The sequence below is a fragment of the Hymenobacter lutimineralis genome (assembly GCF_008271285.1).
Lineage (GTDB): Bacteria > Bacteroidota > Bacteroidia > Cytophagales > Hymenobacteraceae > Hymenobacter > Hymenobacter lutimineralis.
In genome coordinates, this window is record NZ_VTHL01000001.1 from 508,425 (window position 1) to 531,233 (window position 22,809).

Genomic DNA, 22,809 nt, shown 5'->3' on the forward strand with positions numbered 1-22,809 from the left:
GGCGGCACTTAGGGGGCAGGTGGGTCGTGTACGCAGAAATGGGGGCAAAAGGTGGCCCCCGCTGCGTATTTGCCTTAACAAGTAGGGCCCCTGCCGGTTTGCAGTCTGCAAAGTAGTCATTGCTCGCCTTGCGGTTTTCTCAGCGTACTCCCGTATCTTAGAATACGAGCCAGCCCCCCTTGCCTTATGTTCGTCGATCTACTGCTAGCTATGCTGTTTTCGGTGGTAATTCTACCGCTGACGACGGGCTATTGCGCCTATAGCCACGGGCGGTCTTTCTGGCTGTGGTTTTTCCTGGGCTGCTTTCTCCCGATTGTCTCGTTTTTCGTGCTGTGTGCTTTGGTTTACCGCCAGCACGCCGACCCGGGCCAGCGCCTGGTAGAAGAAGCCAGGGCCATTCTGGCCGAAGCGGTGGAGAAGGAGTTAATGAAGAATGAGGAGTGAAGAAAGGATTTGGGTAGTGGCGCGAAGCCATTCGTCCTGAACAAAGCCAGACGCTCTTCTACCAGAAAGCCCCTGACGCCACCACGGCCCGCAGGGGCTTTTACGTTGCAGTACCCTAAGGACTGCCCGGAATATTCGGCTCCACTCACCACCCCGCCTTCTCATTCTTCATTTCCAGGTACCTCCGTATGGCCTGGGCGGCCCAGGCGCCGGTGCTGAAGCAGCCCTGCAGCAGATAGCCGCCGGTAGGCGCTTCCCAGTCCAGCATTTCGCCCGCTACGAAGGTGCCCGGCCGCTGGCGCAGCATCAGTCCTTCCGTTACCTCCGACCACGCCACGCCTCCCGCCGAGCTGATGGCCTCTTCCAGTGGGCGGAGTCCGGCTACGGGGATGGGCAGCTGGGTCAGCAGCCGGGCCAGAGTGTCGGGGTCGACCGGCAGCTCGGGCACCAGCTCCCGCAGCAGCGTGGGCACCGGCGGCTTCAGGCGCAGGACCTCGGCCAGAAACTTCGGCCACGACTGACTTGCCCGCCGCTGCCGCAGCTTCTCCGCCAGCTGGGGCAGCGGCACATCGGGTTTGAGGTTGAGGTGTAGGTACGCCGGGGTGCCGGCAGCTAGGGCCGCGCGCAGCTGCGGGGTCAGGGCGTACACGGGCGTACCCTCCAGGCCGTAATCGGTGAGCAGGATTTCCCCGCGCACAAGGCGGCCCTGGCAGCTCAGGGCCACGTTCTTGAGCGGAGTCCTGCCTACTTTTTCCCGGAAGAAGGCCGACCAGGCCACCTCAGCCCCGCAGTTGCTGGGGGCAAACGGTACGCATTGCACGCCCAACTGCTCCAGCAGGGGCACCCAGCGGCCGTCGGAGCCAGTTTTAGACCAGCTCGCGCCGCCCAAAGCCAGCAGGGTAGCGGTGGGGTGCCACTCGGTTTCCTCGCCGGTCACTTCGTTCAGCAGGCGTAGCCCGGTTGCGCCGGCAAAGCCCAGCCAGCGGTGACGCGTGTGGAGCTGCACGCCCAGCTCGTGCAGGCGCCGCAGCCAAGCGCGCAGCAGGTCGGCGGGTTTGTGCTCGGGCCGCGGAAACACCCGCCCACTGGTACCTACGAAGGTGTCGATGCCCAGGTCCAGGGCCCAGGCACGCAGGTCGGTGGGGGAGAAGTGCGCCAGAAACCGGCGGAATTCGGCTGCGTGAGGCCCGTAGCGGTCCGCAAATGCTTCAGCTGGTTCGGCATTGGTCAGGTTGAAGCCCCCGTGCCCGGCAACCAGAAACTTGCGGCCCACGGTATTCTGCGCCTCAACGACGGCCACGCGCCGGCCCGCCTCGGCCAGGCGCTGAGCCGCCAGCAACGCCGCCGGGCCACCGCCAATAATGGCTATTTCGGGAAATGAAAACGCAGGCTGCACTCGGCAAAAGTACGCAGCCGCGCGGCAGTTGCGGATAAGTGAACAAGCAGATGGCCGCAGGAGGGAGCCGCCAAAAATCGACCATGCGCCGTTTTCCTGCGTATCCGGAGCTCCTCTTTGCTGACTTGCGTATGGGTCCTTACTCTATCCTGATCGGGCTGAGCCTGGCCATTATTCTCTCATATCTGTTTGATCTGGCGGCCCGTGCCACCCGCATTCCCTCCGTACTGATGCTGCTGGCCACGGGTATTGCCCTGCGCCAAACGGCCGATTACTTCGACGTGGCCGTGCGCGTACCCCAACTCATGCTGGAGCTGTTCGGCATCATCGGGCTGATCATGATTGTGCTGGAAGGGGCCCTGGACCTGGAGCTGCGCCGCGAAAAGGCTCCGCTCATCCGGCGCTCCTTCGTGGCGGCCCTGCTGATTCTGGTGGTGCAGGCGGGGGCCATTGCCTGGCTGCTGCACCTGTACGTGGGGGCTTCGTTTCAAAGCTGCCTGATCAATGCCGTGCCGCTGGCCGTCATCAGCTCGGCCATTGCCATTCCCAGCGTGGCCAATCTGGGCGGCGAAAAACAGGAGTTTATCGTGTACGAAAGCACGTTTTCCGACATTCTGGGCATCATGCTCTTCAACTTCGCGGTGCAGGACAACTTTGCCCAAGGCGTATCGGTGGTCACCTTTGCACGCGACGTGGTGGCCGTGCTGGTGGTGGCCGTACTCAGTACCGCCGCGCTGGCGTTTCTGCTCGACCGGATCCGGCTGCACGTCAAGTTTTTCCTCATCATTGCCTTTCTGGTGCTCGTGTATTCGCTGTCCAAGAAGCTGCACCTGTCCTCGCTGATTGTGGTGCTGGTGTTTGGGCTGGTGGTGAACAACGCCAAGCTGTTTCTACAGGGGCCACTGGCGCGCTGGTTCCGGCCCGAGCGCCTTAGCGAGGAGCTGCACCAGCTCAAGAGCATCACCGCCGAGTCGGCCTTTCTGATTCGCACGTTTTTCTTTTTGCTGTTCGGCTTTTCCATCACTATCGGCAACGTGCTCAATGGCGGCCTGCTGCTACAGGGCGTGCTGATTGTGGCTGTACTCACGCTCATTCGGTTTTTCTATCTGCGCTACGTGGCCCGCACCGACCTGGTGCCCGAGCTGTTTATTGCGCCCAAAGGCCTGATCAGCGTGCTGCTGTTCTACAGCATCCCGCGGGAGCACCTCATCGGCGAAATCAGCGAAAACATCTTGTTCGTCGTCATCCTGCTCACCGGCATCATGATGATGGTCGGCCTGATGCTGGCCCCGAAACAACCCCAGCTAGGCGAGTATTAGCAATGGGTTAATAGGTGAATGCTCAATTCGTGCGTCATCCACCGCTAGTCTGATTCCTTGAGGAGCTGGCGGCGGTAGGCCGCCAGAATGGCGGACTTGAGCAGGAAGCCGGCATAGCGGCCGTTTTCGACCACGGGCAGGGCCCAGGCGCCTACCTGCTCCATGCAGCGCAGCGTATCCAGCATCATGTCGTCGGGGTTGACGATGGCGGGGGGCTGGGTCATCAGGTCAGCCACGAGGGTGGTGGTGTAGTGGTCGTCGTCGAAGAGGGCGTCGCGCACGGTGTCCAGGCTCACGATGCCCAGCAGCTCCCCCTGCTCATTCACCACCGGAAACAGGTTGCGGGTAGCGTGGCGGAAAATGTCGACCAGCTCACCCAGGGTGTTTTCGGGCCGCACCGGCACAAAGTCGTTCTGAATCAGGTGGTGCAAATCCAGCTGGGAGAGCAGGCCCCGGTCGCGGTCCTGGTGCATGTAGATGCCTTGCTTGGCCAGCTTGCGGGTGTACACCGAATACGGCTCGAAGTATTTGGTCACCAGGTAGGAGCAGGACGTAACGGCCATCAGCGGCACAAACAGGGCATAGCCGCCCGTAATTTCGGCAATCAGGAAGATGGCCGTGAGCGGGGCGTGCACCACGCCGGCCAGCATGCCGGCCATGCCCAGCACAATGAAGTGCACTTCCGGTACCGGGGCCATGCCACTTAGGTTGATGACGCGCGCATACACAAACCCCGCCAGCGCCCCCACAAACAAGGACGAGCCGAACATGCCCCCGTTGCCGCCCGAGCCCACGGTGATGGTGGTAGCCACCACTTTCAGCAGCATACTGCCAATGGCTACCAGCAGCACCAGCAGCACGCTGTCGTCGCGGTACACGGCAAACAAAGAGCCATCCACCAGCCGCTCCGACTGCCCGCTGAGCAGCAGCTGCACGATGTTGTACCCTTCACCGTAGAGGGGTGGAAAGATGAACACCAGCAGCCCCAGCGCTACGCCGCCCACCACAATCTTGCGAAAGGGGTTAGGCCACCGCTCATACAGGCGCTCCGCCAGGAAGTATACGCGAATCATGTATACCGACAGCAGGGCCGTGAACAAGGCCAGCATGAGGTAGAACGGTATAGCTTCTACGGGCCAGGCCGTGGTGATGAGCACGAAGGGCTGCCCGGCGTACAGCAGCTTGGATACCACCGTAGCCGTGGCCGAAGAAATAAGCAGGGGAATGAAAAACGGGGCCGACAGCTCGGAAAGAATGGCCTCTACCGCGAACAGCACGCCTGCAATGGGCGAGTTGAAGATGGCCGCCACGCCCGCCGCCGCCCCGCAGCCCACCAGCAGGCGCCGCTCCCGCCGCCCCACCCGCAGGATGCGGCCCACGTTGGAGCCAATGGCCGAGCCCGTCACGGAAATAGGGGCCTCCAGACCTGCTGACCCCCCAAAAGTGACGGTCAGAAATGAGGTAACCATCTGCGAGTACAGCTTGCTGCGTGGCACAATACTGCCCTGGCGGGCAATGTTGTAGACAATAGGCCCGACGCCGCGGCTGAGCTTGCCCCCCAGCACGTAGCGCGTAAACAGCACCGAGAGGGAAATGCCAATGATGGGATAAAGCGACAGGGCAAACACCCGGTACTGCTCGGGCACCCAGGCAAAGATCAGCTCCTGGCTGATGTGCACGGAGTTCTTGAGCAGTACTGCCGCCAAGCCCGCCAGCAGCCCCACCACAATGCTGAGCACAATCAGGTACACCCGGTCGTTGACGTAGCGCAGCCGCCACAGCAATAAGGGGCCCAGCAGCCGGTGGATAACGTTTTTGGGCATAGTAACGGGAAAAGCCAGCAGTGGGTGGGCGCTGCCGGCAGCAAGGTAGGAACGGGTACTCAGGCGGCACAGCCACGGAAACAGGGCCGCGGAAAAGTCCACACTCTGCCTCGGAGCTGGCCGCGCATCTGCACTAACGGGTAAGATGGGAAAGTTGGGCTGCTTTCCACAGAAAAAAGTGGAATTACTGCACTGTTGCCGGGTGGGGGTAGCCCTGCTCGGCCAGCAATTCCCGGATTCCCTGCATCAGCTCACTTTTCAGGCGCTGGGTGCCGCGTCGGTAATCTTCGGAGTACGTCCAGAAGTACACGTGCAGGGTGGCAACGTTGCCCTCGGTTTTTTCCAGAATCAGGTAGGGGGTGTGGGGTTCTTCATTTTCCACATCCCGGTACTGGCGCACAAAGTCCAGCACAAGCTGCTGCACCCGGCCCGGTCCTTTATCCTGCTCAATGTCAATGGCTACCAGAAAATCCTGCCGAATATGCCCGTCGCGGGTGTAGTTGATGAGCGGCTCGCGCAGCACCAGGGCATTGGGCAGGTAGATGTGCTTGCCGTCGAAGGTCTTGATGAGGGTGGTGCGCAGGTTGAGGGCCTCCACGCGGCCCATCAGGGCTTGGTTGTCGCGAATCTGAATGGTGTCGTGGATGCGGAAGGGACGGTTGAAGGCCAGCACCACGCCGGCCAGGAAGTTCTCAGCAATGTCCTTGAGGGCAAAGCCCACCACAAACGCCGTAAGCCCCGCTGCGCCCAGCACGCCCGTCACCACGCCGGCTGCGCCTATCACCTGCATGGCCAGCAGCAGCCCCAGGCCAATAAACGCCCACTTGCTCAGCCGGGTCAGAAACTCGGCCAGGAGCGGGTCGTGGGAGCGGGCCTGCAGGCGCCCGCCCAGCAGGCGGCTCAGCCGCCCGGCCACAAACACAGCAATAACCAGCAACACCAGGGCTACGGCCAGCTTGGGCAGCAAAAACAGAAAGTGGGCCCAGTAGGTCGTGAGCACCTCGTAGAGGTCGTGAAGCAGCATAGCAGAAGTACAAAGGAGATAAAGCTTAGATGCCCCGGCCACCCATTGGCGCCGAGGCAGACGAGCCGTTGTACGGCAGGAGCTTTGTTCTAGGTTCAGCGAGGAGCCAGGCTCATTCCTGGGCGGATTGGTTCATCCAGCGCCAGAAAATAAGCCCCCCCACGGTGTAGGCGACTACGTCGAGGGGGTCGGCAATAACCTTGGGATTGAAATGGGGCAGCAGCAGTTCAAACCAAACGGCAATGACTACCCAAGTGCTGATAATCCAGGCTCCGGGCAGCACGAAGCTTGGGCAGCGAAAGTAGTAGCGCCGCATCACCCACAGCAGAAGGGTAAGCTCCAGGGGCAGCGTTAACAGGTCGCCCAGGTGGGAGTTGATAAAGGCGGGCAGCGGCGGCCACGGCGCCCAGTAGCGGTTGACGCTGGAAAAGAGGTAAAGCACGGCACCCACCAGAAACAGCGGGTGCCGTAGTTCCTGCGGAAGTCTTAACCAGCCAATGCCGTTACCACCCATATTATGAAAGCAAGCAGGCCGGCAAATGCTAGTTGGCCGCCCCGGATGATGTATTTAAAGAACCGAACGAAGGCGCTGTCTTCGGGCTTTATCTCAATGAGCATCACCGAGGACATTTTCGCATTAACCAGCTCTTCCCGCTGCTGCTCGTTGCGCCGCAGTTGCGGGTCCAGCAGCTGCCCGCACCGCTCACACCGGTCGTCGCTTTGCTGTTGCCAAGCCGACCAGTGACTACAGTGCGGGCATTTTTTGGAGGAAGAAAGCAAGGAGGTATCCATGACCCAAAAGTACGCCGCAGATGCCGGCCACTCGGCTAAATAGGCCTACATAATGATGTGAGCCGCCGCTGCCTAGGCAGTTATTCTTCCATGATGTCCTCGTTCCAGAGAGCGGGCTCGGCGGCAATAAATTCCTCCATCATCTGCACGCACTCGGGCAGGTCTAGGTCTACCACTTCCACCCCGTGGCTTTCCATGAACTCGCGGGCCCCGTCGAAGGTGCGCGACTCGCCCACCACTACTTTCGGGATTTTGAACTGCACGATGGTGCCGGCGCACATAAAGCAGGGCATCAGGGTGCTGTAGATGACGGTGTTGCGGTAGCCCTCGGCCTGGCGGCCGGCATTGTTGAGGCAGTCCATTTCGCCGTGCAGAATAGGGTTCAGCTCCTGTACGCGCTTGTTGTGGCCGCGGGCCACCAGCTTACCGTCGCGCACCAGCACCGAGCCAATGGGAATACCACCCTGAGACCGGCCCAGCCGGGCTTCGTCGATGGCAGCTTGCATGAATTCGTCCATGAGAAAAGGGAATTTGAAGGTTAGACAGAAGTTCGCCAATGATGACGAATAAAAAGGAAAAGCGGCACGGCAAAGGTGCTGGTGAAAGCAATACCCAATACAAAATCCTCCCAGCTTTTGCCGTGCGGGTTCAGGATGATTTCGAGGGCCAGTAGTAAAAGTAGCAGCCCCATCTGCACCCCGGCCGTTACAAGCAGCTGCTTCTTGAAGCCAAAAGGCTCGTGCCGCTGAGCAGAACGCGTGAGCAATAGGTAGATACCCTTAAACAACAGCAGAAAAATGCTGTCAAAAAATAGTACGGCTAAAGGGATGGTAATTCCGGCAAACATAGCAGCAGGTTACCGGGCGCAAATGCCCTTGTACGGGCACCACTGGCACACGTCCAGGTCGTCGGTTTTGCGGATAGGCTCCTGTGGGTCCAGCATGCGGCTCACGAGGCGGCGCAGGGCTTCGGCGCTGGCCTGCTCAAAAGACATGTCTTCGGCGGTGAGGAAGGACAAGTCGGCTTCCAGCGGGGCGGGGTCGGGGCTGCGCAGGGGCACAATGGCGGCTTCGGCGGCCGCGTAGCCGCGCTGGGCCAGCATGAGGCGGTAGAGCCAGAGCTGACGCACCTTTTCGGCCCCGCCGCCGGGCTCCGTCACCAAGCGTTCCAGGGCTTCGGCAGGCGTGTACTTTTTGCGGGCACTGCCCAGCAGGTTGAGGCCGCTGCCGTGCACTGCCCCGGTTTTGTAGTCAATGATGCGGCGGCGGCCGTCCGGTAGCTCATCCACGCGGTCAGCAAAGCCAATAAGGTGCACCGTTACCCGCTCCCCTTCCGGAGTTTCCACAGTTACGTCGCCGGTCAGGCCCTCTTCCAGCCCCACCACGCGCAAGGGACCATTCGTGGCAATCTGCTCGGACAGGGAATTCAGGTAGCGTTCCAGTAGATGCACACCCACGCCGCGCAACACGTGGTTGAGGCCTTCGTCGGGCAGTTGCTGGCGCGGGGTAGCGGTTTCCTCCCCATCCTCCAACGCCAGGCCGCGCTCCAGCAGCTCGGGCACCTGGGGCAGCCAACTCGTAATGTCCTCGGCGGTGATAGGCCGCTTTTCGCGCACAAAGGGCGTCATCAGCTGCTCCAGCACGTAGTGCACGGCCGTGCCAAACACATCGGCCCCCAGGTCTTCGGCCACGCCTTCCTGCTCCTGAAACCGGGCAATGCGCGAGAAGTAAAACCGCAGCGAGCAGGTTAGAAACTCATTGAGCGCCGAGGCCGACAAGCCCCGCTCCAGCAACCCCCGAATGGCCCCACGCATCTCGTAGTCCTTTTCTAGCACCAAGTCGCCCTCGTATTTCTGGTACCCCTCGGAGCCGCGCGCTATTTCGCCACTAACCTGCTGCCCGTTGGTTAGTACCGTGGCAGAAGCCGTCAGATCCAGCAGCTCCAAGCCTGGGTTCTGAGCAGCCAGATCGTGCTCAATCTGGAGCAGAAAGCGGCTTCGTTCCCCAGCCTGTACGCCCTCGGCACCGGGCAGAATGTATACTAGGTCTACCCGCTGGGCGCGCTGGAGCAGGCGCCAGAACTGGTGACTGGTGGCGGCCTCGTGCTCGGCGTAGGTGGGCATGCCGTACTTGGTGAGCACGTCGTACGGGAACAGGGAGGTGTTGCGCTTGGGCGCGGGCAGAATCTGCTCGTTGCAGCTCAGGATGATGATGTGGTCGAAGTCGAGGGCGCGGGTTTCGAGCAGTCCCATTACCTGCACCTGGGCAATAGGCTCGCCGGCAAAGGGCAGGCGGGTGCGCGTCATCTGCTCGTACAAGAACCGCCGGAAGGAGCGCACCGAAGGCCGCTGGGTGCGGCAGTCAAAGGCGGAATCGAGCTGGCGCACCAGGGTGTAGAACAGGTACAGGTACTCGGCTTCGATGGCCGTGTGCTCCTGCTGATACACGTCGCGCAGCAGCTCAATTACCTCGTAGCAGGCTTGCACCACGTCGTCGCAGTTGCGCCAGGGGCGGAACAGGGCTTCTACCAGCGGATGGTGGCGGCCTAGCTCGCGCAACTCGGCTTCGGTGAGCAGCACGGCGTTGCGCTTGACAATCTGCCGGCAGATATCATCGAGCACGCCGTGAAACGCGGCCTGCTCAGGCTGAGTGTCAAGCCAGTTTTCGTAGCGGCGCAGGAAGGGGTGGGCCAGCAGCTTCGTGACGGTGAGGTGGTGGTAGCGCCGGATGCCGTAGTCGGAGCTGGTTTCGCCCTCCCGAATGCCGGTCAGGTGCACCTCAAACAACAAATCAATCAGGTTGAACAAGGGTGTGCTGCGGAAGCTCAGGCCCATCGTCACGTTGAACTGGGGCACCTGCTCGGGCGGCAGGCCGTGCAGCACCGGCAATAGCAGGGTTTCGTCGGGCAGCACTACGGCCACCGAGGCCCGGGGGGCGGTGTGCAGGCCTTCCATCACCAGTTGCCCGGCCACTTTGCCCTGCATGGAGTTGTTGGCCACCCCAATAAACCGGACGCGGCGGGGTAGGGTGCGCAGCAGTTCCTCTGCGCCCATCTCCCCAAATCCAAACGCCGTGGGCGGTAAGTCGAGGGAGTCGGCCAGCTGGCGGAAGGGCTGCCCGGCGCGGTTGGGCGAGTCGCCATCGAGGTAAAACCGGTCGGTGTCGAAGCGCACTTCGGCCTTGCGCTCCTTCAGTAGCAGCTTGAGCAGCCGGCGCTCCGCCTTCGACAGCACGCCCAGGCCCAGGAAGACGTGCTGGGGCACCTGCTCGGGGGCGGCCTGCAGGCGCTTTTGCATGGCATCCACAGCCAGGCGGTAGGCCAAGCCCGGGTAGGCCAGGTGCTGCTCTTTCAGGCGGCGGCGCAGGCGGCGGTATACTTTTTCGAGGTCGTCCCAGAAGCGGAACCAGGCGGCCGTGGCCGAGGCCGGGGCCGGCGAGTCGCTAAGGTCCCAGCGTTCCAGGGCTTTGGCTTCGGACAGGTACTCGAAGAGGTTGCTGGCGTCGGCCAGGTTCTGGTCGAGGGCTGAGAAGTCGTCGAGGAGCAGCCGTGACCAGCCCGTGAACAAGTCAAAATCCAGCTTGGGGTCGATTTCCCGCAGGATGTCGAAGAGCAGCAGCTGCAGGGCAATGGGCTCTTCCACCTGCACGCCGGCCAGCTCCACCATGTAGTCTTCCATGGCCGCCACGCGGGGGCTCCACAGCGCCTCGCCCTTGGGCGCAGCCATGGCCAGCTCGTTTTTGAGGTAGACCACTGCCCGGCGCGTAGGCACCACCACCACCAGGTCCGACAGCTCCGCGCCCGAAAATCGGCTCAGCAGATCCTGGGCGGCCTGGCGCAGAAAGGGTTGCAGGGCAACGGTAGGGTCAGCGGGTTCGGCGAGGGGTAGGGCAGCGGGGGCGGGGCGGAGCGTCATACTGAGTAAAGATACGGCGGCCGTTACAGTGCCACCAGCAATTCACGGCTTTTAGCACGCGGCGTCTTACCTTTCGCTATGCATTCCTTCATCATTCCTTCGCTGGTGGCCATGTGTTTGCTTGCGGCGTGTTCGTCTTCACCGAATGAGCCAACCAGAGCCCTGAACCCGCCGCAGCCGTCGGCACCCACGGCGCTGACGGACACCACTCCCAAGACTGAATCGACGGAGCCGGAACCGACGACGGCAGCCGTCGAGGAAACAGCAGACGTGCCTGCATCGGACTCGGCAAGTGAATATGCTACCCGGTATGTGGTTGTGGCGGATACCAGCCTGCACTATTACCCGCTCCGGGCCCGCATGACTGCTATACAGAAGGCGACCCGCCTGCCCATTGATACGCTGGGAAGAGAATACGATGCCCGCAAGAACCTGATAAAGGTGCCGGAAAATGACGAAGATGAAATGTACGCGGGGGAATATTACCCACGCCGAGAACCTACAGCTAGCTTAAGCATCGAATACACCACGCTTTATCGGAGCGCAAGTGCAAAAAGCATGGCGCTGGTAACGGGCATCTACGAAGACCCCAGCCGGGCCGACAGCGCCCTGACTGCACTGCACAGCGTCGTGCCCAAGGCGTTTCTGATCAAAACCCGGCTGTATATAGGGTGTATGCATTAAACAGCGTGATTTATAGAGTTCTACTTATTAATTACTTATGCCTATTCGCGTCACACTCCAAGAGCAACTCGCCGAGCCGGAAAATCGGCTCAAGCAAGGCTTGTTGAAGGTAGCGGCATTGGTGCTGATACCCATCTGGCTGCCGTTAGCTCTGTTGGTGCTGCTGGGATTTGCATTGTTCTTTAGCTACGTACTACTGCAGGAAAAACTAAGCGGTGCTGAACCCACTCCAGCCCCATCCCCACCAAGCGAGCCAACGGTTGTCTGGCAGAATGAGCACCTAGCCGTTCTCATGCAGGATTATGACTATAAAGATGAGTTTTATCAACAGAACGAGGCATGGCTGGATGCTTGGTTGTATGAAGTTTCTTATGAAGAGGATTTAACTCGTCAACTCCTTATTGAGCCCCCTATTGCTAGTCTGCACCAAGTGCCGGTATCGGATTTCGTGCATCCCTGGGCCGACGGGGTGTTGCTCCAACTACTGGAAGCCGCGCCCGGCTCCGAAGCAGGCGTTACGTCCTGGCTGATCTACGTAGATGGCCGCACGCTTTCCTGGCACAAGCTGCGGGAAATAGGTTTGTACGCGCTACATGAGGCTAATCCGCCGCTGCCTGATTTGGTGAAAGGCTACCGTCTGAACGGCGACGAGCTGACGGTACAACTGACCGAGGCATAGCCGAATCCTGTACCTCCCTTTTTAGCCGGCAGACCGTACCGAAGAACTATCCTTCTTCATCCGAAACGCTGCCATGAACCCAACGCAACTCAGCCGCGAACTGCGCACTGCCCAAACCCCCGACCTCAAACGCCGCCGCTGGATTATTGGCCTCTCCCTCCTAGGGGCTGCTATGGGCCAGATCGTGACTTTGTACCAGACCGGCATTATCCGCCACCTGCCCGACCCACCTATTGGCCCCTTCGATTCCGACAAGGTAGACGCCTCCGACTACGGCTACAAGCGCCTCGACACGCCCGATGCGGCCGGCATGCTCATTACCTACGCCTTCACCACGGCTTTGGCCTCGGCCGGGGGCAAAGACCGCGCCCTTGTAAAGCCCTGGGTTCCCCTGCTCATGGGCGGCAAAGTCCTCAGTGACGTCCTAACGAACCTAACCCTTGCCCGCGAAGAGTGGCAGGAAAACAAAGCCTTATGTTTCTACTGCCAAACGGCCAACGTGCTGTCGGTAGACTCGCTGGCCCTGGCCGTGCCGGAAGTAGTGCGGGCCGCTAAACAGGCCTTTGGTAGCGGCTCAATTCAACATCAGGGCTAGAGAAAGCCTGCCAGCTTTTTCCTAACAGCTAAACTCCACCACTTCCTCTGTCTCGAAGTAGTACAGCAGCCCGCGTACGTCGGTAAAGCCCAGACGCTTAAATAGCTGCCCGTACTGGCGCACGAGCTGCTGGTGCCGGTCTTCGGGCGGTGGTACCCGGAAATCAAGAAGCGTGACGCGGCCCCGACCTTGGCCTAGCCCGGGTTCAAACACTACCCGGTCGGGCTTGTAATCTTCGCGGGGTGCACCGCCCACCAGAATTTCCCTCTCCGTTTCGGCAATGACGCCGGGGCGGAAGTAGGAAGCCAACTGCGGGTGCTGCACCACTTGGCGCAGGCGCTGGAGCAGCTCGGGTTGTTCGCGGCGGCTTACCAAGCCTTCAGCGGTGAGCTGCCCCGCTACACGGTCTACATCCGGGGCTATGATGACGCGGCGCAGGGCAAAGTGCAGCTTTCGGCTCCACTCGCGCTGCTGTTGCTGCTCCGAGAAGTCGAATACGGTGCTGGCGTGCCGCCGCAGCCGCAGGCGCTGCTCCCAGTCGGCGGTGCTCAGGTTAGTCAGGGCGAATTGGTTGTTCGTTGCTGGTTGTTGGTTGCTCGTTTGAGTAGGCGCCAGGCTGCCGTGGCTGAGCACGTAGGTGAGCTGCTCTTCGTTCCACTGGCCAAGGTTTAGGAGGTAGCGGTGCAGCAGCTGGGCGATATTGGTGGCCGGGGCAAATTCGTCCTTCGAAGACTTGCCGGCATCGGGGCGGCGGGTAATGATGTAGAGGCGGTGGCGGGGGCGAGTAAAGGCTACGTATAGCAGGTTCAGGGCCTCTACGAAGGTTTTTTCGCGCTCCTCGGCGTACTGCTCGGCCAGCACCGTTTGGGCCAGCTCCTTGCGCTGCTTGACCACGGCTACCGGCGGCATTTCGGCCACGGGCTTGTCATCAGCCTCCAACCGTCCCCAGAGGTAAGAGCCCCCGAAAGATGAACTGGGCTCCAGGCTCCAGTCGGCCCAGGGCACGATGACCACGCCGTAGGCCAAACCCTTGGCCTTGTGCACCGTGGTGATGGTGACGGCCCCGCTGCGTCCGGCCGGGGCGTTGATGCTCAGGTTGCTTTTGCGCTGGTCCCAGTAGGCCAGGAAGTTGCCCAGGTTGTTGCCGTAGCGTAGGGAATATTCCAGGGTCAGATCCAGAAAGCGGAACAGGTACTCGCTTTCCTCGCGGCGATGCAGCAGACCAAACAAGCCCATCAGCTTCTCACTGAGCTCATAGAGGTCCAGGTTACCGGTTTGTTTTTCCTGCACGTCGTAGCCCAGGCGGCGCAGCTCGTCGAAGAACGGCTTGCTGCGTTCCTCCTTGGCAATTTCGCCGATGCGCCGGGCTCGGGTAGGAGTGGGCGGCACCCCGCGCACCACTTTATCGACCAGCAGCAGGGCTTCCACCCGGGCCAGGGAGTTGGCGGGCTGGTGCAGCACCCGCAGAATAGCCACCAGCAAGTTCACCACCTCGGCAAACTCCAGGGAAAGCGAATCGGCCGAGATGATATCGTAGCCGCGCTCCTTCAGAAACTTGGCTACCCGCCGGCTTTGGTCGCGGCGGCGGCACAGCACGGCCATATCTTCCAGCCGAAAGCCATCGGCCAGGGCCTGCTCTACTAGGGCCAGGGTGAGGTAGAGCGTGCTTTCGTCGTAATCGAGGGATTCAGCGCCGGTATGGCCGGGCAGGGGCTCATCGGTGTAGCGGCCCTCGGCAGGGCGGTACAGACGGGCTGGGGCATCGGGCTGGATAAGCAGGATTTCGACGTGGGCCGGCGAGGTGGCGCTGGCCGATTCGGGCGCCTGCTGACCAAAATGCTCGTCGTAAATCTGCTGCACCAGCTCCAACTGAGGGTGGCTCTGCGAAACGTGCGCGAAAAAGTCGTTGTTGAACTGGATAATCTGCGGGCCCGAGCGGTAGTTGGTTTGCAGGGAGGCCGGCTCCAAGGCGCCTTCCAGCCCGATGTAGCGCGCTTCCAGAATGTCGCGGGTTTCCTCGTCCTGGGCGCGGTTGATGAGCGGCAGCGTGTGGCCCTGGTAAAGACGCAGAATCTGCTCCATCTCGCCCCCGCGCCAGCGGTAAATGGCCTGCTTGGCGTCGCCCACGGCCAGGGAAAGGTTGCCGTTAGCTACGGCGTTTTCCACCAGCGGCAGCAGGTTGTTCCACTGAAGCTCCGAGGTGTCCTGAAACTCGTCGATGAGCAGGTGCTGGTATTTCTCACCCAGCCGCTCGTAGAGAAACGGCACCGGCTCCCGCAGCACAATCTGCGCCAGCCGTCGGTTAAACTCCCCAATCAGCACCACGTTGCGGTCCTGGCTTACCTGCTGCACGGCCTTGCTCAACTCACTGAGCAGCGAAATATGAAACAGCTGCGGCAGCATGCCCTCAATCAGCAGGTACTGGCTCAGGTACTGGTCGCGGCGCTGCTCCAGCTCCTGAAATACCTCGGTCAGCTCCCCGGCTACGGCCTCCAGCGCGGGTTTCAGCAGGCCTTTCATGGCGTCGGCGCTGCCCCACTTGCCTGTCTCGGCCGCCTTGCGGGCCGTGCTGGTGGGCGTGCCCACGGGGTCTTCGAGCCAGCGCAGGGGCTTGGTGAAGTGGGAATGGATGCCCCGACTGCCGCCCGCCAGCTGGTCCGGCACCAGGCCGTGTTGGGCCAAGGCGGCCATGGCCCGGTCGCCGAGGGCCTGCATGTCGGCCTGAATTTGCTTCCGACGCTGCTTGAGCGTTTTGTGCAGGGTGCGGAATTCCTTCAGCTCCATCTGCTGCAGCTGGCCCACCGCTTCGTGCACCGATTCATTCAGCAGAAACTTGCCGAAGCGCATCATCTCGTCGGGGAGCTGGTTCCAGCTGCGGCCTTCCTCGGCCTTGCTCAGGGCATACTCCTGCAGGGTGCGCGTGAGCAGGGCGTGCTCGGCCCCCCGGTTTACTTTGTCCAGCAGCAAGGCCACCGCCGCGTGCAGCACCGATTCGTCATCCAGTTCTACCTCGAAAGCGGCCGGCAGTCCCAAATCCCGCGTGAAAGCCTGCACCACTCGCTGCACAAACGAGTCGATGGTGCTCACCCCGAAGTCGGCGTAGTGGTAGAGGACTAGGCGGAAGGTTTGCTGGGCCCGGCGGCGTAGCTGTTGCTGGCGCTGCTCGGGTGTGTCCAGTGTGCGGGGCAGCAGGCCTTCCGCGTACAGCTCCTCGGCCAGCTCAGCCAGCAACGCTTCGGCTTTGGCATCGGTGCCGGGGCGGGCAAAACCGCGCAGGGCACCGATGATGCGCTCCTTCATTTCGGCCGCGGCCGCGTTGGTGAAGGTAATGGCCAGAATGCTTTTGAAATAGCCCGCCTCATCGGCGCCCAAAGCCAGGCGCAGGTATTCTTTGGTAAGCTGGTAGGTTTTGCCGGAACCGGCAGAAGCGGAATAGATGCGGAAGGTAGCGGGCATCGAGTGGTGTAAAGGCGAATCAGTTTAAATTAAGCTCAAATTTACTCTCCTATTAATCTTGCAATGGTATATGAAAAGAGAGCTGCTGATTATAACAGGGTTAATATTGATCGTTACTGGCGGAGCGCTAGAATACCACCGGCGGCAGTTGCTGTGGGAGGAATTTGCAATAGCACACGACCGACTATTCATCGATAGAAAATATGCAGCCTTCACCTATGCCAATGGTATGGCTGTGGCTATGCAGGCACCCGGTACTGTCGAAGAGGACTATAATTTTGCTAACACCTTTGTTGTCGGCATCAATTACCAATGGAGCCGGCAACGCTATGAACGCCTGCTTAGGCTAGTTGGCCTTGACCCGCGACGTGAAGCTGTTTTTATTCGTGCTGCGTCTGATTACTATCAGTCCGACAGCACCTACTTGGATGGATTGTCACGCTCCGGCAAAACAACAGAAGCCTTGATTTACCGCAAGACGGATCCAGCCAAGGTAGCTGATATGCCCAAGCCAGAAGTGTTTAACTATATGGTGTGGCGTAGGGAGCGGGTGACGTTGCAAAACGGCAGGATTCAGGCAAGGTTGATTGAGGAGATGAATCAGGAGCATTTTTAAACTAATACAACTACAAGCTCCCACTACACCGCCTCCCACACCCGCGCAGCCACCTCCGGCGTGATGCGCATAGGCCGCATGGTCTTGGGGTCGAGCAGCACCCACTGGGTTTCGGCCTCGCAGAGCAGCTTGCCATCCGCAGTCCGCTCAATGCGCACGTGCCGCTGCGAGGTCACGCCTTCCATTTTCGCTACCCAGGTAGTGCAGCGCAGCTCGTCGCCGAGCAGGGCAGGAGCGAGGTAGCGGATATGATGTTCGCGCACTACCCACACGTAGTTCGGCTGCTCCTCGGCGGGCGTAGCTGCCAGCCAGTGCGCCCCGGCCGTGTCCTGCACCCACTGCACGTAGCGCACGTTGTTGGCGTGGTTTAGCGCGTCGATATCATCGGGCTGTACCGTGATAAAGTGCGTAAAGCGGAAAGGGGCGAGTGCATCCATAAAGTAGCCAGAATACCAGCCCAAAGCTAACAGGTTTCGCAGGGTAGCCGGACTATAGTCCGCAGCGCGGTTCGGATGCCTTCATCAACTACCAAAGCCTCAGTTATCTGCCAGATAATATAGACTGCCGATAGCCATTGCCATAAATTATCCGTACCTTTGCAGCCGCATTTGAGAACGGCCACGTTCTGCGCAGCTTGTGAGCTGCCTTTAAAAAAACCTGTTGGGCCGGCTTTGTCTTCCGTCCGTTGCTTCCGTCACTTGTCGTTGTGTAGAGTGGGAGAAGAGCGTCGCTGAATCCGCTGTTTTCAGAGCTATAGTCTCCACTCCATTATCACCGACATGGAACAAGAAAAGGTAAAAATGAAATTCAGCGAGCTGACCCTCTCTGAAGAAATGCAGCGCGCCATTGCTGAGGTTGGGTATGAAGAAGCTTCGCCCATTCAGGAAGCCGCTATTCCCGTGATGCTGCAAGGCCGCGACGTTATCGGCCAGGCCCAGACGGGCACCGGCAAAACCGCCGCCTTCTCCATCCCCGCCATCGAACTTATCGACACCGACTCCCGCGAGGTGCAGGCTATTGTGCTCTGCCCCACCCGCGAGCTAGCCGTGCAGGTTTCCGGCGAAATCCAGAAGCTAGGCAAATACAAACGTGGCCTGGCCGTAGTGCCGATTTACGGCGGTAGCTCCTACGACCGGCAGTTCCGCGCCTTGGAGCGCGGTGTGCAGATCGTGATTGGTACGCCCGGCCGCGTGATGGACCACATCGAGCGGGGTACCCTCAAGCTGGATGCCTGTAAGATGATCATCCTCGACGAAGCCGACGAAATGCTCGACATGGGCTTCCGCGACGACATCGAGACGGTGCTCAAGAAAATGCCCGAGCAGCGCCAGACGGTGTTCTTCTCGGCTACCATGAGCAAGCCGATCATGGAGATGACCAAGCGCTACCAGAAGGATCCGCAGATCGTGAAGGTCAACCATCAGGAAATGACGGTGACCAACATCGAGCAGAGCTACTTCGAGGTGCGCGGCCCCCAGAAGAAAGACGTGCTGACGCGCCTCATCGACATGTACAACATCAAGTCGGGCATCGTCTTCGCCAACACGAAGCGCATGGTGGATGAGATTGTGGGCGACCTGCAAGCCGAAGGCTACTTCGCCGAAGGTCTGCACGGCGACATGGGCCAGCAGCAGCGTCAAAACACCCTCGATAAATTCCGCAAAGGCACCCTGGAAATCCTCGTAGCCACCGACGTAGCCGCCCGCGGCATCGACGTGGAGAACGTGGAAGTAGTAGTAAACTACGACCTGCCCGCCGACGAGGAATACTACGTGCACCGCATCGGCCGCACAGGCCGCGCCGGCAAAACCGGCAAGGCCTTCACCTTCGTGAGCGGCCGCGACATCTACAAGCTGCGCGACATCATGCGCTTCACCAAGGCCACCATCAAGCAGGAGCGCGTGCCCAGCTTCGAAGATGTGTCGGAGGTGAAAACCACGCTGATGCTGAACTCCATCAAGGAGGTAATTGAGAAGGGCAACCTCGACAAATACATTGCCCGCGTGCAGCGCCTCATCGATCAGGACCAGGAAGATGGCGTTACGTCCCTCGACGTAGCGGCTGCCCTGCTGAAAATGACGATGAAGGAAGACAAGCGCGCCCAGGAAAGCCTCGACGCCAGCCGCACCCAAGGTGCTGCCCGCCCCGGCTTCACGCGCCTCTTCGTCACGATGGGTAAGAAAGACCGTCTGCACCCCCGCGACATCGTGGACCTGATTGCCGAAAACACCAGCCTCACGGCCGGTAAAGTCGGTGACATTGCCCTCTACGACAAGTTCAGCTTCGTGGAAGTGCCGAATGAGTTTGTAGAGGAAGTTATCAGCCAGCTAGGCCGTAGCACCATTCAGGGCCGGCCGGTAGCCTTCAACATTGCTACGCCCCGCCAGGAAGGTGATGCGCAGCAGGAAGGTGGCAACCGCGGCGGCTTCGGCGGCGGTGAGCGTCCTCGTCGGGGCCCGGGTGGGTTCGGCGGTGGCGAGCGTCGTGAAGGCGGCTTCGGTGGCAACCGCGGTGGCGGAAGCTACGGCGGCAACCGTGGCGGTGGCTCCTACGGTGACCGTCGCGAAGGCGGCAGCTCCTACGGCGGCAACCGCGGTGGTGGCTCTTACGGCGGCAACCGCGGTGGCGGCTCCTATGGCGGCGACCGTCGTGAAGGTGGTAGCTCCTACGGTGGCAACCGTGGTGGCGGCTCCTACGGTGGTGGCTACAAAGGCAAGCGCGAAGACAACAACTTCGACGAGTAGAACCACGGATTCGCGCGGATTTTTCGGATTGCCCGGATTTCGGGGACGATTCTACTGTTCAAGAAAAAGGCTTCGCATTGCGCGAAGCCTTTTTCTTGTTTCATGTGTCATCCTGAGCAGAGCGAAGGACCATAGCACGTTGCAACAACTCATTTGGGCGTGGCAAGGTCCTTCGCTCTGCTCAGGATGACACATGAAAGGAAACCAGCCAGCACCCGGAATTAGCAGAAACAGAAAAGCCTCCATTCATAGAGGCTTTTCTGTTACTTATCAAATCGTCCCCGAAATCCGGGCAATCCGAAAAATCCGCGCGAATCCGTGGTTCTTACTTAGCCGAGTCGCGCAGGGCACGAATGGTGTCGTGGGCTTCGCGGATGCCGCTGGCCTGCTTCTGGATAACCGATTTCAGGTCGGCGGGCAGGTCCTGGGCTTCGGCGGCTTTGTTGTAGGCGGCTTTGGCGTAGTCTTCGCCCCGCTCGCACTCGTTCAGAATGCTTTTGTTGTCCTTGCTGGTGAGGGCGCCTTTCAGGTTAATCCAGGCGCGGTGTACCGTTCCGGTTACCGAAGATTCTTCTTCGGGCTTCAGGTTCAGCTTGAACATCTGGTCTTCCAGCTCGGTAATGAACTCGGAGCGCTGAGCGGCGTACTTTTTGAAGGTTTCCTTCAACTGGGGGTCTTCTACGTCGGTCATTGCTTCGGCGTAGCCTTTTTGCCCATCTTTCAGGGTTTCAAGGAGTTCGTTTACGAGGGCTTGGGTGACTTTAGCTTCCATTATCTGAGAATAGTTTTGGGTGTGGGAAAGAGAAACTACAGGTTTCTTTACTCCCAAAACTTGCGCAGGGTTGCGAGCAATGAACGGGTAGAATTGGAAGCTGGTGCTTTTGCGAGGTGGGACAACGCAGTCAGGCCGAGCGAAGCGTAGCCATCTGTCCGGAGCAACATCAGCCCCGTTTTCTGCTTGCTACGCTTAATAGTAGCGCGCGAGTCACAGGTTTGTTACATGGCGGAGCTTTATGCATTGTTCGGGGACTTGTTGCGGTTCCGCCTCGCAATGCCAACGCAGCATCTCTCTATTTCACCAGCTCACCCATAGCCCGGCCAGCGAGGTAGCCGGTCGTCCAGGCTGCCTGGAAGTTGAAGCCCCCAGTGATGCCGTCGATGTCCAGGACCTCACCGGCGAAGTGCAGGCCTGGCACCACGCGGCTTTCCATGGTTTGCATGTTTACCTCGCCCAGCGTGATGCCCCCGCACGTCACAAACTCTTCCTTGTAAGTGGTTTTGCCGTGCATGGGTAGCGAGGTGCGCAGCAGGTTTTCAATCAGCCGGTTTTGCAGCTTGGCGGGTAGCTCGTTCCAACGGGTCTCGGTGCCTACGCCGGCCTGCTCCGCCAGCGTCCGCCACAGGCGTTGGGGCAGTCCGAACAGTGGGTTCGTGAGTACGGTCTTTTTGCCGTGCTGGGCCCGGTAGTCCTGCAGGTGCTGGCGCAGGGTGTCTTCCGTAAAATCCGGCAGCCAGCTGACGAGGGCCGTGCTTTGGTAATCGAGGTCGTGCAGTCGGCGGGCTCCCCAGGCCGAGAGCTTGAGTACGGCCGGGCCGCTCACACCCCAGTGCGTAACGAGCACTGGGCCCTCGTATTCCAGCTTTTCCCCCGCAATGCGCACCCGGGCGCGGGGCACGCTTACGCCTGGCAGCTCCTGCAGCGGCGAGTCGGGCACGTTGAAGGTGAACAGACTGGGCACGGGCTCCTGAATGGAGTGGCCCAGTTGCCGGAGCCAGTCGTACTGCGCGCTCTTGGGGGCGCCGCCGGTGGCAATGAGTAGCCGCGCTACGTTCAGCGTAGGCAGCTGCGGGTTGGAAAGCATAAGTTGGAAACCACCTTCGGGCAGCGGCGCAATTTGCTCGGCCGCCGTGTGCGTGAGAACCTGCACGCCGGCTTTGCGGGCGGCATCCAGCAAACATTGCGCAATAGTTTCCGACGAATCGGTGGTCGGGAACATGCGGCCGTCGGCTTCCGTCTTGAGGCGGACGCCCCGGCGCTCAAACCAGCGCACGGTGTCTACGGCTCCGAATTGCTTGAACGGCTCCTTCAGCTGCCGGGCGCCGCGCGGGTAGTGCTGCACGAGCTGGGCGGGGGTGTCGGCGGCGTGCGTCACGTTGCAGCGGCCCCCACCCGAAATGCGCACTTTGCTCAGCACTTTGCCGGTTTTCTCGAGCAGGTAAACAGTCAGGTGCGGATTGGCCTCGGCGCAGGCAATGGCCCCAAAAAAACCTGCCGCGCCCCCACCCAGCACCGCCACCGTCGAAGAAATATCATTCACAATGCAAAGATACGCCGTGCTTTCTGTTGCTGGTTGTTCGGTATTAGTTGTCGGTTATCAAGCTGATAAAGCAGCTCGCCCAGCAGCTGACACCGCTAGTAACAAGCAATTCAACAATACGCCAGGGCGGCCAGCAAGTCATCGTGCTGAAAGGAGTAGCCCGTGAGCTGCCGCAGTTGAGTGCTGTCGATGGTTTTGCCGCCTGCTTCTTCGGGCAGAAAAGTAGGGGGCTCTAAACCCAGGAAACGAGCCGCAACAGGGTAAAACTCGCGCCGCAACGGGTGCTGGGCGGCGCTGGCGTTCAGGGTAAATCCCCAAAGCTGCTGCTGCAGAATAGACAGCAAAGTGCCCACGCAGTCGGTGAGATGAATAAGGTTGACGGGCGCGCTGCCCTGAGCCACCGCCTGGCGGCCCGCCAGAAAGCGGCCGGGCGGGCGGCCCGGGCCAATGAGGCCGGCCATTCGGACTACCGTAGCGCGCACACCTGGCAACGTGGCAAATAGGTATTCTGCCTGCAGCAGGGGAGAAGTTGCCTCAGCGCTGGCCAGGGCATCGGCTTCCGTCAAGGGCTGGTTTACATCCGGATATACGCCGGTAGAACTCACAAACAGCACCTGGCGCACCCCGTGCCGCTGCACGGCGGCTGCTACGGGCCGCAACACGGCTAAGTAAGGTATACCGGAGCTGGCGCGCGGGGGTACGTTCAGCACCAGCGTTTCGGTGCCACTTAGCAATGCCGCCAGCGCTGGATCATCGTCGGACAGTTCTGGCGTGAGTTGCAGAAGCGTAGGCTGAATGCCAGCCGCTGCCAGCGTAGGAAGCTTATCGGGGGAAGTAGTTGAGCCACGCACTGCGTAGCCAGCGGCCACCAGGGCCTGCGCAAGGGGTAAGCCCAGCCAGCCGCAGCCCAGTACGGCAAGGGTAGGTGAGGAAGAGGATGACGTCATGATGGGGCGAAAGTCCGAAAAACTCAGATGGTATGTATGCCGACTAACTAGAAACAATT

The 22,809-nt window shown here is 60.5% G+C and carries 20 protein-coding genes; 7 read left to right on the forward strand and 13 right to left on the reverse strand.

What is annotated here, in order from left to right; all coding sequences use genetic code 11:
* Positions 1-186 precede the first annotated feature (186 nt).
* Complete coding sequence (locus tag FY528_RS02060) at positions 187-444, forward strand: hypothetical protein (RefSeq protein ID WP_149069316.1); 258 nt, start codon at positions 187-189, stop codon at positions 442-444.
* 145 nt (positions 445-589) lie between these two features.
* On the opposite strand, the gene FY528_RS02065 is transcribed toward FY528_RS02060, so the two are convergent.
* On the reverse strand, positions 590-1,840 hold the full coding sequence (locus FY528_RS02065) for a BaiN/RdsA family NAD(P)/FAD-dependent oxidoreductase (protein ID WP_222931774.1): 1,251 nt from the start codon (positions 1,838-1,840) through the stop codon (positions 590-592).
* A gap of 131 nt (positions 1,841-1,971) precedes the next feature.
* Between FY528_RS02065 and FY528_RS02070 the strand changes: the two genes are divergently transcribed.
* Complete coding sequence (locus tag FY528_RS02070; RefSeq protein ID WP_149069317.1) at positions 1,972-3,159, forward strand: cation:proton antiporter domain-containing protein; 1,188 nt, start codon at positions 1,972-1,974, stop codon at positions 3,157-3,159.
* Between the two features lie 44 nt (positions 3,160-3,203).
* Here FY528_RS02070 and FY528_RS02075 read toward each other — a convergent pair whose 3' ends face one another.
* The 7 genes from FY528_RS02075 to FY528_RS02105 all read right to left on the reverse strand — a co-directional run bounded on the left by FY528_RS02075 (position 3,204) and on the right by FY528_RS02105 (position 10,711).
* On the reverse strand, positions 3,204-5,084 hold the full coding sequence (locus FY528_RS02075; protein WP_222931775.1) for a chloride channel protein: 1,881 nt from the start codon (positions 5,082-5,084) through the stop codon (positions 3,204-3,206).
* 82 nt (positions 5,085-5,166) lie between these two features.
* A complete protein-coding gene (locus FY528_RS02080; protein WP_232066338.1) occupies positions 5,167-6,006 on the reverse strand; it encodes a mechanosensitive ion channel family protein in 840 nt (279 codons plus the stop codon).
* A 112-nt stretch (positions 6,007-6,118) separates the two neighbouring features.
* The gene (locus FY528_RS02085) at positions 6,119-6,448 is read right to left on the reverse strand and encodes a hypothetical protein (RefSeq protein ID WP_149069319.1); all 330 of its coding nucleotides are present in this window, start codon (positions 6,446-6,448) and stop codon (positions 6,119-6,121) included.
* Between the two features lie 44 nt (positions 6,449-6,492).
* Complete coding sequence (locus FY528_RS02090) at positions 6,493-6,798, reverse strand: hypothetical protein (protein ID WP_149069320.1); 306 nt, start codon at positions 6,796-6,798, stop codon at positions 6,493-6,495.
* 80 nt (positions 6,799-6,878) lie between these two features.
* A complete protein-coding gene (locus tag FY528_RS02095; RefSeq protein WP_149069321.1) occupies positions 6,879-7,316 on the reverse strand; it encodes a nucleoside deaminase in 438 nt (145 codons plus the stop codon).
* Between the two features lie 20 nt (positions 7,317-7,336).
* Positions 7,337-7,645 carry a hypothetical protein gene (locus FY528_RS02100; RefSeq protein ID WP_149069322.1) on the reverse strand — a complete coding sequence of 103 codons (309 nt, stop codon included), beginning with the start codon at positions 7,643-7,645 and terminating at the stop codon, positions 7,337-7,339.
* Between the two features lie 9 nt (positions 7,646-7,654).
* Positions 7,655-10,711: a PD-(D/E)XK nuclease family protein gene (locus tag FY528_RS02105; protein ID WP_149069323.1), complete on the reverse strand. Its 3,057-nt coding sequence runs from the start codon at positions 10,709-10,711 to the stop codon at positions 7,655-7,657.
* Between the two features lie 78 nt (positions 10,712-10,789).
* Here FY528_RS02105 and FY528_RS02110 point away from each other — a divergent pair, with 78 nt between their 5' ends.
* The 3 genes from FY528_RS02110 to FY528_RS02120 all read left to right on the forward strand — a co-directional run bounded on the left by FY528_RS02110 (position 10,790) and on the right by FY528_RS02120 (position 12,669).
* Positions 10,790-11,395, forward strand: coding sequence for a hypothetical protein (locus FY528_RS02110; protein WP_149069324.1), 606 nt, complete (start codon positions 10,790-10,792; stop codon positions 11,393-11,395).
* A 37-nt stretch (positions 11,396-11,432) separates the two neighbouring features.
* Positions 11,433-12,074 (forward strand): hypothetical protein, encoded by a 642-nt coding sequence (locus FY528_RS02115; protein WP_149069325.1) that lies wholly within the window; start codon positions 11,433-11,435, stop codon positions 12,072-12,074.
* Positions 12,075-12,147: 73 nt separating this feature from the next.
* On the forward strand, positions 12,148-12,669 hold the full coding sequence (locus FY528_RS02120; protein ID WP_149069326.1) for a vitamin K epoxide reductase family protein: 522 nt from the start codon (positions 12,148-12,150) through the stop codon (positions 12,667-12,669).
* A gap of 21 nt (positions 12,670-12,690) precedes the next feature.
* Here FY528_RS02120 and FY528_RS02125 read toward each other — a convergent pair whose 3' ends face one another.
* Positions 12,691-16,125: a UvrD-helicase domain-containing protein gene (locus FY528_RS02125; protein ID WP_149069327.1), complete on the reverse strand. Its 3,435-nt coding sequence runs from the start codon at positions 16,123-16,125 to the stop codon at positions 12,691-12,693.
* 70 nt (positions 16,126-16,195) lie between these two features.
* Here FY528_RS02125 and FY528_RS02130 point away from each other — a divergent pair, with 70 nt between their 5' ends.
* A complete protein-coding gene (locus FY528_RS02130) occupies positions 16,196-16,741 on the forward strand; it encodes a hypothetical protein (RefSeq protein WP_149069328.1) in 546 nt (181 codons plus the stop codon).
* Positions 16,742-16,764: 23 nt separating this feature from the next.
* Here the strand turns inward: FY528_RS02130 and FY528_RS02135 are convergent, their stop codons facing one another.
* The gene (locus FY528_RS02135) at positions 16,765-17,178 is read right to left on the reverse strand and encodes an acyl-CoA thioesterase (protein WP_149069329.1); all 414 of its coding nucleotides are present in this window, start codon (positions 17,176-17,178) and stop codon (positions 16,765-16,767) included.
* A gap of 342 nt (positions 17,179-17,520) precedes the next feature.
* Here FY528_RS02135 and FY528_RS02140 point away from each other — a divergent pair, with 342 nt between their 5' ends.
* Positions 17,521-19,485, forward strand: a complete 1,965-nt coding sequence (locus tag FY528_RS02140) for a DEAD/DEAH box helicase (RefSeq protein ID WP_149069330.1) — start codon at positions 17,521-17,523, stop codon at positions 19,483-19,485.
* A gap of 325 nt (positions 19,486-19,810) precedes the next feature.
* On the opposite strand, the gene FY528_RS02145 is transcribed toward FY528_RS02140, so the two are convergent.
* The 3 genes from FY528_RS02145 to FY528_RS02155 all read right to left on the reverse strand — a co-directional run bounded on the left by FY528_RS02145 (position 19,811) and on the right by FY528_RS02155 (position 22,750).
* A complete protein-coding gene (locus FY528_RS02145) occupies positions 19,811-20,257 on the reverse strand; it encodes a PA2169 family four-helix-bundle protein (protein ID WP_149069331.1) in 447 nt (148 codons plus the stop codon).
* Positions 20,258-20,555: 298 nt separating this feature from the next.
* A complete protein-coding gene (locus FY528_RS02150) occupies positions 20,556-21,803 on the reverse strand; it encodes a BaiN/RdsA family NAD(P)/FAD-dependent oxidoreductase (RefSeq protein ID WP_373281599.1) in 1,248 nt (415 codons plus the stop codon).
* A gap of 110 nt (positions 21,804-21,913) precedes the next feature.
* On the reverse strand, positions 21,914-22,750 hold the full coding sequence (locus FY528_RS02155; protein ID WP_149069332.1) for an NAD(P)H-binding protein: 837 nt from the start codon (positions 22,748-22,750) through the stop codon (positions 21,914-21,916).
* Positions 22,751-22,809: the final 59 nt, after the last annotated feature.

Bases quoted from the DNA above. Each gene is read 5' to 3' on its own strand.
- FY528_RS02060 (WP_149069316.1), top strand. From the start codon at position 187: ATGTTCGTCGATCTACTGCTAGCTATGCTGTTTTCGGTGGTAATTCTA.
- FY528_RS02070 (WP_149069317.1), top strand. From the start codon at position 1,972: ATGGGTCCTTACTCTATCCTGATCGGGCTGAGCCTGGCCATTATTCTC.
- FY528_RS02080 (WP_232066338.1), bottom strand. From the start codon at position 6,006: ATGCTGCTTCACGACCTCTACGAGGTGCTCACGACCTACTGGGCCCAC.
- FY528_RS02090 (WP_149069320.1), bottom strand. From the start codon at position 6,798: ATGGATACCTCCTTGCTTTCTTCCTCCAAAAAATGCCCGCACTGTAGT.
- FY528_RS02095 (WP_149069321.1), bottom strand. From the start codon at position 7,316: ATGGACGAATTCATGCAAGCTGCCATCGACGAAGCCCGGCTGGGCCGG.
- FY528_RS02100 (WP_149069322.1), bottom strand. From the start codon at position 7,645: ATGTTTGCCGGAATTACCATCCCTTTAGCCGTACTATTTTTTGACAGC.
- FY528_RS02105 (WP_149069323.1), bottom strand. From the start codon at position 10,711: ATGACGCTCCGCCCCGCCCCCGCTGCCCTACCCCTCGCCGAACCCGCT.
- FY528_RS02110 (WP_149069324.1), top strand. From the start codon at position 10,790: ATGCATTCCTTCATCATTCCTTCGCTGGTGGCCATGTGTTTGCTTGCG.
- FY528_RS02115 (WP_149069325.1), top strand. From the start codon at position 11,433: ATGCCTATTCGCGTCACACTCCAAGAGCAACTCGCCGAGCCGGAAAAT.
- FY528_RS02120 (WP_149069326.1), top strand. From the start codon at position 12,148: ATGAACCCAACGCAACTCAGCCGCGAACTGCGCACTGCCCAAACCCCC.
- FY528_RS02125 (WP_149069327.1), bottom strand. From the start codon at position 16,125: ATGCCCGCTACCTTCCGCATCTATTCCGCTTCTGCCGGTTCCGGCAAA.
- FY528_RS02130 (WP_149069328.1), top strand. From the start codon at position 16,196: ATGAAAAGAGAGCTGCTGATTATAACAGGGTTAATATTGATCGTTACT.
- FY528_RS02135 (WP_149069329.1), bottom strand. From the start codon at position 17,178: ATGGATGCACTCGCCCCTTTCCGCTTTACGCACTTTATCACGGTACAG.
- FY528_RS02140 (WP_149069330.1), top strand. From the start codon at position 17,521: ATGGAACAAGAAAAGGTAAAAATGAAATTCAGCGAGCTGACCCTCTCT.
- FY528_RS02145 (WP_149069331.1), bottom strand. From the start codon at position 20,257: ATGGAAGCTAAAGTCACCCAAGCCCTCGTAAACGAACTCCTTGAAACC.
- FY528_RS02155 (WP_149069332.1), bottom strand. From the start codon at position 22,750: ATGACGTCATCCTCTTCCTCACCTACCCTTGCCGTACTGGGCTGCGGC.